Genomic DNA, 8,549 nt, shown 5'->3' with positions numbered 1-8,549 from the left:
CTGGATCGCGGCCGCGTAGATCTCGTCGGGGTCCAGCCGCCGCAGCTCCTCGGCGAGCAGGTCCGACGTCGGGCGCCGGGCCAACGCGACCCGGCGGTCCGGCTGGCCGGGACGCGAGAGCATGGCCAGGCGGCCGTCGCCCCGGGTGATGGTGATGTCGCCGTCGCCCGAGACCAGCTTGACGGCGGTCAGGCCGGGGCCGGGAGAGTCGGAGACCTTCACCGGCGCGCCGAGGCGCTCACCGAGCCAGGCCGCCAGCAGCAGGGCGCTGGCATGGCCGGGCACGGCCTCCACGGTGCCCCGCTTGACCTTGGCCACCGGCTGGTCGAACGCGGCGGCCAGCAGGCTCCGCCACGTCGTCAGCCGGGTCCAGGCCAGGTCGGTGTCGCCGGGCACGTACCCGCGGGCCCGGCCGGCGATCGCCTTGACCGAGTCAGGTGCGGACCGCGCGTCGACGATGCGGCGCTGGGCCAGCATGCCGATCGGATCCGCCGCCGGGACCTCGGGGCAGTTGCTGGGCCACCAGGCGACCACCGGGGTGTCGGTGAGCAGCAGCGGGCTGACCACCGAGTCGGCGTGCCTGGTCAGCTCCCCGTACAGACGGAGCAGTATCACCTCGCCCGGGGTCGACTCGCCGAACCGGATCTCGGCGTCGAGCCGGTTGGGCTCGTTCGGGTCGCGAGGAATGACGACCAGTATCCGGGAGGGATGCTCCCTGGCCGCCTCGGTCGCCGCCCGGACCGCGTCGTACTGGTCGCTCTCGCCACAGACCACCACCAGGGTCAGCACCATGCCGACGGCAGGGGTGCCCATCTGGTGGCGCAGGTGGGTGAGCTGGGAGGAGATCTTCGAGGCGGTCGTGCCGCTGAGCATGAAGCTGGTCATCTAAAGCCGCCTCCAGACGCGCCCGTCACGGGCCATCATCTCGTCGGCCGAGGCCGGCCCCCAGGTGCCCGCGGGATACTCCTCCGGCGGGCCCTGGGTGCTCCAGAAGTCCTCGATCGGGTCGAGGATCTTCCAGGACAGCTCGACCTCGCGCTGGTGCGGGAAGAGCGGCGGGTCGCCGATCAGCACGTCGAGCAGCAGCCGCTCGTAGGCCTCGGGGGAGGACTCCATGAACGACTCGCCGTAGGCGAAGTCCATCGAGACGTCCCTGACCTCCATGGCGGTGCCCGGAACCTTGGAACCGAACCGCACAGTGATGCCCTCGTCCGGCTGCACCCGGATGACCAGGGCGTTCTGCCCGAGTATCTCGGTGTCGTCCTTGCTGAACGGAAGGTGCGGCGCGCGCTGGAACACCACGGCCACCTCGGTGACCCGGCGGCTGAGCCTTTTGCCGGTGCGCAGGTAGAACGGCACCCCCGCCCAACGCCGGTTGGCGATCTCCAGCTTGATGGCGGCGTAGGTCTCGGTGATCGAGTCGGGCGGGATGCCCTCCTCCTGCGTGTAGCCGATGACCGGCTCGCCGCCCTGCCAGCCGGCCCCGTAACGGCCGCGCGCGGTGGTCAGCGACAGGTCCGACGGCAGCCGCACCGCCTTGAGGACCTTCTCCTTCTCCCTGCGCAGCGAGTCGGCTCCGAACGACGTCGGATCCTCCATACCGACCAGGGCCAGCAGCTGCAGCAGGTGGTTCTGGATCACGTCGCGCGCCGCGCCGATGCCGTCGTAGTAGCCGGCCCGGCCGCCGATGCCGATGTCCTCGGCCATCGTGATCTGCACGTGGTCGACATAACCCCGGTTCCAGATCGGCTCGAACAGGTTGTTGGCGAACCGCAGCGCCAGGATGTTCTGGACGGTCTCCTTGCCCAGGTAGTGGTCTATGCGGAACACCGAGCTCTCCGGGAAGACCGCGCTGGTGATCGCGTTGAGCTCCTGGGCGCTCCGCAGGTCGTGCCCGAACGGCTTCTCGATCACCACCCGGCGCCAGGAGCCCTTGGGACCGTCCGCCAGGTCGGTCCGCTTCAGCTGCTGGACCACGACGGGGAAGAACTTCGGCGGCACCGACAGGTAGAAGCCGTAGTTGCCGCCGGTGCCCCGGGTCTCGTCGATCTCCTTGAGCATCATCGCCAGCGCGTCGAAGGCGCCGTCGTCGGTGAACTCACCGCGGCAGAAGAAGATGCCCTCCGACAGCTGCTTCCAGACCTCCTCGCGGAACGGCGTGCGCGCGTGTTCCTTGACGGCGTCGTGGGTCAGCTGCGCGAAGTCCTGGTCCTCCCAGTCCCGGCGGGCGAAGCCGACCAGGGAGAAGCCCGGGGGCAGCAGCCCCCGGTTCGCCAGGTCGTAGATCGCCGGTAGCAGCTTCTTGCGTGCCAGGTCGCCGGTCACGCCGAACAGCACCAGCACGCACGGCCCCGCCACGCGCGGCAGGCGCTTGTCGCGCGGGTCGCGCAGCGGGTTGGACTCGATCAGGGCCTCGGTGATGCCGGCGGTCGAGGCGGCGGTGGCCGTGGTGACCGCCCCCTCGTGCGCGGTGCCCGTGGTGGTGAGCTCCTCGGCCCGAGGCCGGTCGGCCTGGGGCTGGGAGTTCTCCTTGCTCATTCGAACCTCCGGCGACCCATCAGACCTCCCGTGAGGCGGCGAGCAGGTGCGCGACACCGGCGGCACGGTCGGTCAGGTGCAGTCGCACGGCGGGGCGCCCCCGGCTGGCCAGGGCGCCCAGGTCGCCCAGCGCCTGGGCGAGCTGGAGGCGGCCCAGGGTGTAGGGCTTGCCGGGAACCTCCAGGTCGTTCTCGACGGCCCCGGTGATCTGCAGGAACACCCCGTTCTGCGGGCCGCCCTTGTGGTACTGGCCGGTGGAGTGCAGGAAGCGGGGTCCCCACCCGAAGGTGACCGGCCGCTCGGTGCGGATCGCGAGCATCCCGCGGAGCGTGGCCGGGTCGGCCGCGCTCCACACGTCCGTCATCTCCTCGAACGAGGCGCCCTCGGGGTACGGGGCGTCGAAGGCCGCCTCCCTGTCGAGGTAGGCCATCACCGCGAGGTAGCCGTCGGAGGGGATCGCCTCCAGCAGCCCGGTGAGCACGTCGGACAGGTTCTTGGGGGCCTCCACGCCCGGCGGCAGCTCGCCGTAGACCTCCACCGGGCCGTCGACGAGGATCGGGGTGCCGACCGGCAGCTCGCTCTGGTCGAGCAGCTTGGCGGTGTTCTCCTTGGACTCGGCCACGTTCGGCTGGTTGAACGGGTCGATGCCCAGGACGCGCCCGGCGATGGCCGTGGCGTACTCCCAGATGAGGAACTGCGCGCCCAGCGGGCCGGCGACGGTCACCACGCCGTCGGTGTCGATCCCGGCGAGCAGCTCGTCGTCGGCGTCGCCGGGGTCGGCGCCCACGACGGGCAGGATGCCCTTGCCGGACTTGCCGGTGGACTCGGCGACCAGCTGCTCGATCCAGTCGGGCAGGCCGTTGATCTCCGAAAGGCCGTCCTCGATCACGAGCTTGTCGCGCCCGGCGACCGCGGCGGCACCCAGGGCGGCGCCCAGGTCGAGGCCGGGGTTGCCCGCTGAGCGCGACAGCAGCGGCAGCACCTCGGCGGCGTCGTCGAGCAGCCGCTCGACGTCGGCGCCCGCCAGCGCGCTGGGCACCAGCCCGAACGCCGTCAGGGCGCTGTAGCGGCCGCCCACGTTCGGGTCGGCCAGGACCACCCGGTAGCCCGCCTCGCGGGCGCTGAGCTCCAGCGGCGAGCCCGGGTCGGTGATGACGACGATCCTTCTCGCCGGGTCGATCCCGGCGTCGCGGAAGGCCTTCTCGTAGATCCGCCGGTGGCTGTCGGTCTCGACGGTGCCGCCGCTCTTGCTGGCGACGACCAGGAGCGTGCTCTCCAGCCGGTCCTCCAGCGCGCGGCGCACCTGGCCGGGGTCGGTGGTGTCGAGGACGGTCAGCGGGACGTCGGCGGAGCCGGTGATGACCTCGGGAGCGAGGGAGGAGCCGCCCATGCCCGCCAGGACCACGTGGTCCAGGCCCTCGGCGCGGGCCCACTCCACCAGCTCGCCGATCTCGCCGAGCAGTGGCCTGCTCGTCAGCGGGAGGTTGAGCCAGCCGAGGCGGACGGCCGCCTCGGGCTTGGCCTCCAGGCCCCACAGCGTGGGGTCGCCGGCGGCCAGGGACTGGGGGACCCCCTCGGCGACGAGCCGGCCGGCCGTCTCCGAGGCCTGCTCGGTGAGGTCGTCCTCGCCGAACGTTACGGACACTGACATGTGTTCCCTCATGCCTTCTTCAGCTCGGCGGCGACGGTCGCCAGCAGGTCGGTCCAGGAGGCCTCGAACTTGTCCACGCCGTCCTCCTCCAGGAACCTCACGACGTCGTCGTAGTCGATGCCGATCTCCTTGAGCGCGGCCATGGTGTTCCAGGCCTCCTCGTAGGAGGGGCGGACCGTGTCACCGGTGATCCTGCCATGGTCGGCGGCCGCCTCGAGGGTCTTCTCCGGCATCGTGTTGACGGTGCCGGAGGTGACCAGCCCGTCGACGTAGAGGGTGTCGGGGTAGTCGGGGTTCTTGGTACCGGTGGAGGCCCACAGGGGGCGCTGCGGCCGGGCTCCGGCCAGGGCCAGCGCCTGCCAGCGCGGGGAGGCGACGACCTCCTCGAAGGCGGCGAAGGCCAGCCGGGCGTTGGCGAGCGCGGCCTTGCCCTTCAGCGCCAGGGCCTCGGGGGTGCCGATCTTGTCCAGGCGCTTGTCGATCTCGCCGTCCAGCCGGCTGACGAAGAACGAGGCCACCGACTCGATGTTCGACAGGTCGAGGCCCTTGGCCTTGGCCTGCTCAAGGCCGCTCAGCCAGGCGTTCATCACGGCGCGGTAGCGCTCCAGGGAGAAGATCAGCGTGACGTTGACGCTGATGCCCTCGGAGATCGCCTGGGTGATCGCAGGCAGGCCCTCGACGGTGGCCGGGATCTTGATGAACAGGTTGGGCCGGTCGACCAGCCACCACAGCGCGCGCGCCTCGGCGATGGTCTTCTCCGTCTCCCTGGCCAGGCGCGGGTCGACCTCGATCGACACCCGGCCGTCCACGGTGCCGGTGGCGTCGTAGACGGGGCGCAGCACGTCGGCGGCCCAGCGGATGTCGTAGGTGGTGATGGAGCGCACCGCCTCCTCGACGTCGACGCCGCGGATCTTCAGATCGTGCAGCTGGGTGTCGTAGGCGTCGCCCTTGCTCAGCGCGGAGGCGAAGATCGTCGGGTTGGAGGTGACGCCGACCACCTGCCGGTCGCGGATCAGCGACTGGAGATTGCCGGTGCGCAGACGCTCGCGGCTGATGTCGTCCAGCCAGATGGAGACGCCCTGCTCGGAGAGTTTCCTCAGGATCTCACTCATGATCAGTTTCCTGTCGTCTCGCCCTTGTCGGCTCCGGTCTTGGCGAGGCTCGCCTTGGCTGCGGCGACCACGCGCTCGGCGGTCAGGCCGAACTGCTCATAGAGGGTCTTGTAGGGAGCCGAGGCACCGAAGTGCTCCAGGCTGACCACTTCCCCGTCATCTCCTACGAACTCCCGCCAGCCCAGTGAGATTCCCGCCTCCACCGCCACGCGCGCGCGGACCGAGGAGGGCAGCACCGTCTGCCGGTAGGCCGTGTCCTGGGCGTGGAACCACTCCACACACGGCATCGACACGACCCGGGTGGCGATGCCCTCCGCCTCCAGGATCCCGCGGGCCTCGACGGCCAGCTCGACCTCGGAGCCGGTGCCGATCAGGACCACCGCGGGCTGCCCGTTGGAGGCCTCCCGCAGGATGTAGCCGCCGCGGGCGACCTTCGTCGCGTCGCGGGTGCCCTCGTAGACCGGCAGGTTCTGGCGGGTCAGCGCCAGCGCGGCCGGGCGGTCGTTGTGCTCGAGCACGACCTGCCAGGCGGCGGCGGTCTCGTTGGCGTCGGCGGGGCGGACCACGTCGAGGCCGGGGATGGCGCGCAGCGCCCACAGGTGCTCGACGGGCTGGTGCGTCGGGCCGTCCTCGCCCAGGCCGATGGAGTCGTGCGTCCACACGTAGGTGACCGGCAGCTTCATCAGCGCCGCCAGCCGCACGGCCGGGCGCATGTAGTCGCTGAAGACCAGGAACGTGCCACCGTAGGGGCGGGTGCCGTTGTGCAGCGCGATGCCGTTGAGGATCGCTCCCATGCCGTGCTCGCGGATGCCGAAGTGCAGCGTGCGGCCGTAGGGGTTGCCGGGGAAGTCCCTGGTCTGGAACTCCTCGGGGATGAAGGACGGCTCGCCCTTCATCGTGGTGTTGTTGGACTCGGCCAGGTCGGCCGAGCCGCCCCACAGCTCGGGCAGCACCGGCGCGAGGCTGTTGAGCACCTCGCCGGAGGCCTTGCGGGTGGCGATGGAGGAGCCGGCCTCGAAGAGCGGCAGCGCCTCGCTCCAGCCGGCGGGGAGCTGCCGCACGGAGATGCGGTCGAACTCGGCGGCGCGCTCGGGGTTGGCCTCGCGCCAGCTCTGGTAGAGCTTGTCCCACTCGGCCCGCGCGGCGCGGCCGCGCTCGACGACCTCGCGGGCGTGCTCGAGGACCTCGGCGGGGACGTCGAAGCTCTTGGTCTCGTCAAGGCCCAGGATCTTCTTGGTGGCGGCGACCTCGTCGGCGCCCAGCGCCGAGCCGTGGATCTTGCCGGTGTTCTTCTTGTTGGGGGCGGGCCAGCCGATGATCGTGCGCAGCCGGATGAACGACGGCCTGCCGGTCTCGGCGCGGGCGGCCTCCAGCGCCTGGTGCAGCGCCTCGACGTCCTCGACGTAGTCGCCGGTCCGCGTCCAGTCGACGGTCTGGGTGTGCCAGCCGTACGCCTCGTAGCGCTTGACGACGTCCTCGCTCAGCGCGATCTGGGTGTCGTCCTCGATCGAGATGTGGTTGCTGTCGAAGACGACGGTCAGGTTGCCCAGCCTCTGGTGGCCCGCGAGGGCGCTGACCTCGTGGCTGATGCCCTCCTCGATGTCCCCCTCGGAGGCGATGCACCAGATGTGGTGGTCGAACGGGCTCGCGCCCTGCGCCGCGTCCGGGTCGAACAGGCCTCGCTCGCGGCGGGCGGCCATGGCCATGCCGACCGCGTTGCCCAGGCCCTGGCCCAGCGGCCCCGTGGTGGTCTCGACGCCGACGGTGTGGCCGTGCTCGGGGTGGCCGGGGGTCAGGCTCTCCCACTGGCGCAGCGCCTTGAGGTCGTCCAGGCTCAGGCCGTAGCCCGACAGGTAGAGCTGGATGTAGAGGGTCAGGCTGGTGTGACCGGCCGAAAGGACGAACCGGTCACGGCCCACCCAGGAGGGGTCTGTCGGATCATGCCGCATCACCTGCTGGAACAGCAGGTACGCGGCGGGCGCCAGGCTCATCGCGGTGCCCGGGTGGCCCGAGCCCGCCTTCTCTACCGCATCCATGGCCAGGGCCCGTACGACATCGACCGCGCGGCGGTCCAGGTCGCTCCATTCAAGGGCTGGCACGAGTTCGCTGCTCAACTGCTCGGTCTCCGGATCTAATAGTGTGATGGTGGCGCCGGTCTGGTATTTCCCGCCCACATGGGACCCTAACGGTTTCGGCCGCGCTACCGTGGCGTAGGTCGACCAGGTGCGGGTCCACGGGACTCATGGGCGGTTCCCCGGCGGTTGTCGTCTCGCGCCGCTTCCGCACCCCGTGCCGGGACCGGCCCCCCCTGCAACTACAGTGAGTCCTCAAGGCTGGCTGGTGCCCGCATTCACGGATCCGCTCTAATCAGAGGTTACGCGTTGACCCCGCACGTGCTGGAAGCGCCTTAGATGGTGCTCACCGACAAGCAATCGACGGTCCCGCCCGAGGCGGGCACGGCCGCAGGCGTCGTGCCTCGCTCCTTCGGCGACGTCGTGAAGGCCTACGTCGCCCTCACGAAGCCGCGGATCATCGAGCTGCTGCTGATCACGACGCTGCCGGTGATGTTCCTGGCGGCCAAGGGCCTGCCACCGCTGTGGATCGCCGTCAACACCCTGGTGTTCGGCACCCTGTCGGCGGGCAGCGCGAACGCCCTGAACTGCTACATCGACCGTGACATCGACGCGGCCATGCGCCGCACCCGGCGCCGCCCGCTCGCCCGCGACCTGGTGCCGCCGACCAATGCGCTGATCTTCGGAGTCATTCTCGGGGTGCTGTCGACCCTTGGCCTCGGGTTGACCGTGAACTGGCTCGCCGCCGGCCTGTCGCTGGCCGCGAACCTGTTCTACGTGCTCGTCTACTCGATGATCCTCAAGCGGCGGACCTCGCAGAACGTGGTGTGGGGGGGTATCGCGGGCTGCATGCCGGTGCTGATCGGCTGGGCCGGTGTCACCGGCGGCCTCGACTGGGCCCCCGTGGTGCTCTTCGGCGTGGTGTTCTTCTGGACGCCTCCGCACACCTGGACCCTCGCCATGCGCTACAAGGAGGACTACGCCGCGGCGAAGGTCCCCATGCTCCCGGTGGTCGCCACCGAGCGCCGGGTGGTGCTGGAGAGCATCGTCTACACCTGGGCGACGGTGCTCTGCTCGCTGCTGCTGTGGCCGGTGGCCGGAACCACCCTGCTCTATCCCGCCGTCGCCGCCGTCCTCGGCGCCGCCTGTCTGTGGGAGGTTCACCGCCTCCTCGGC

Annotated in this window: 6 protein-coding genes; 1 reads left to right on the top strand and 5 read right to left on the bottom strand. The window is 70.7% G+C overall.

Annotated elements, in window-relative coordinates; genetic code table 11:
* The 5 genes from ABZ260_RS40140 to tkt all read right to left on the bottom strand — a co-directional run.
* The coding region (locus tag ABZ260_RS40140; RefSeq protein ID WP_355628085.1) for a glucose-6-phosphate dehydrogenase assembly protein OpcA at positions 1–885 on the bottom strand (885 nt) is incomplete at its 3' end.
* Positions 886–2,538 carry a glucose-6-phosphate dehydrogenase gene (zwf, locus tag ABZ260_RS40135; protein WP_355553221.1) on the bottom strand — a complete coding sequence of 551 codons (1,653 nt, stop codon included), beginning with the start codon at positions 2,536–2,538 and terminating at the stop codon, positions 886–888.
* A 19-nt stretch (positions 2,539–2,557) separates the two neighbouring features.
* Positions 2,558–4,189 carry a glucose-6-phosphate isomerase gene (locus ABZ260_RS40130; protein WP_355628082.1) on the bottom strand — a complete coding sequence of 544 codons (1,632 nt, stop codon included), beginning with the start codon at positions 4,187–4,189 and terminating at the stop codon, positions 2,558–2,560.
* Positions 4,190–4,197: 8 nt separating this feature from the next.
* Entirely contained in the window at positions 4,198–5,301 is a 1,104-nt protein-coding gene (tal, locus tag ABZ260_RS40125) for a transaldolase (RefSeq protein ID WP_355628079.1), read from the bottom strand.
* Positions 5,302–5,303: 2 nt separating this feature from the next.
* The gene (tkt, locus tag ABZ260_RS40120; protein WP_355628076.1) at positions 5,304–7,400 is read right to left on the bottom strand and encodes a transketolase; all 2,097 of its coding nucleotides are present in this window, start codon (positions 7,398–7,400) and stop codon (positions 5,304–5,306) included.
* 312 nt (positions 7,401–7,712) lie between these two features.
* Between tkt and ABZ260_RS40115 the strand changes: the two genes are divergently transcribed.
* Positions 7,713–8,549: heme o synthase (locus tag ABZ260_RS40115; RefSeq protein ID WP_355628073.1), on the top strand; the 837-nt coding region annotated here is incomplete at its 3' end.

This window comes from Streptosporangium sp. NPDC006013, assembly GCF_040614275.1.
Taxonomy (GTDB): domain Bacteria; phylum Actinomycetota; class Actinomycetes; order Streptosporangiales; family Streptosporangiaceae; genus Streptosporangium.
Note: the sequence above shows the minus strand (reverse complement) of the source record. Positions and strands in the feature narration are given on the sequence as shown.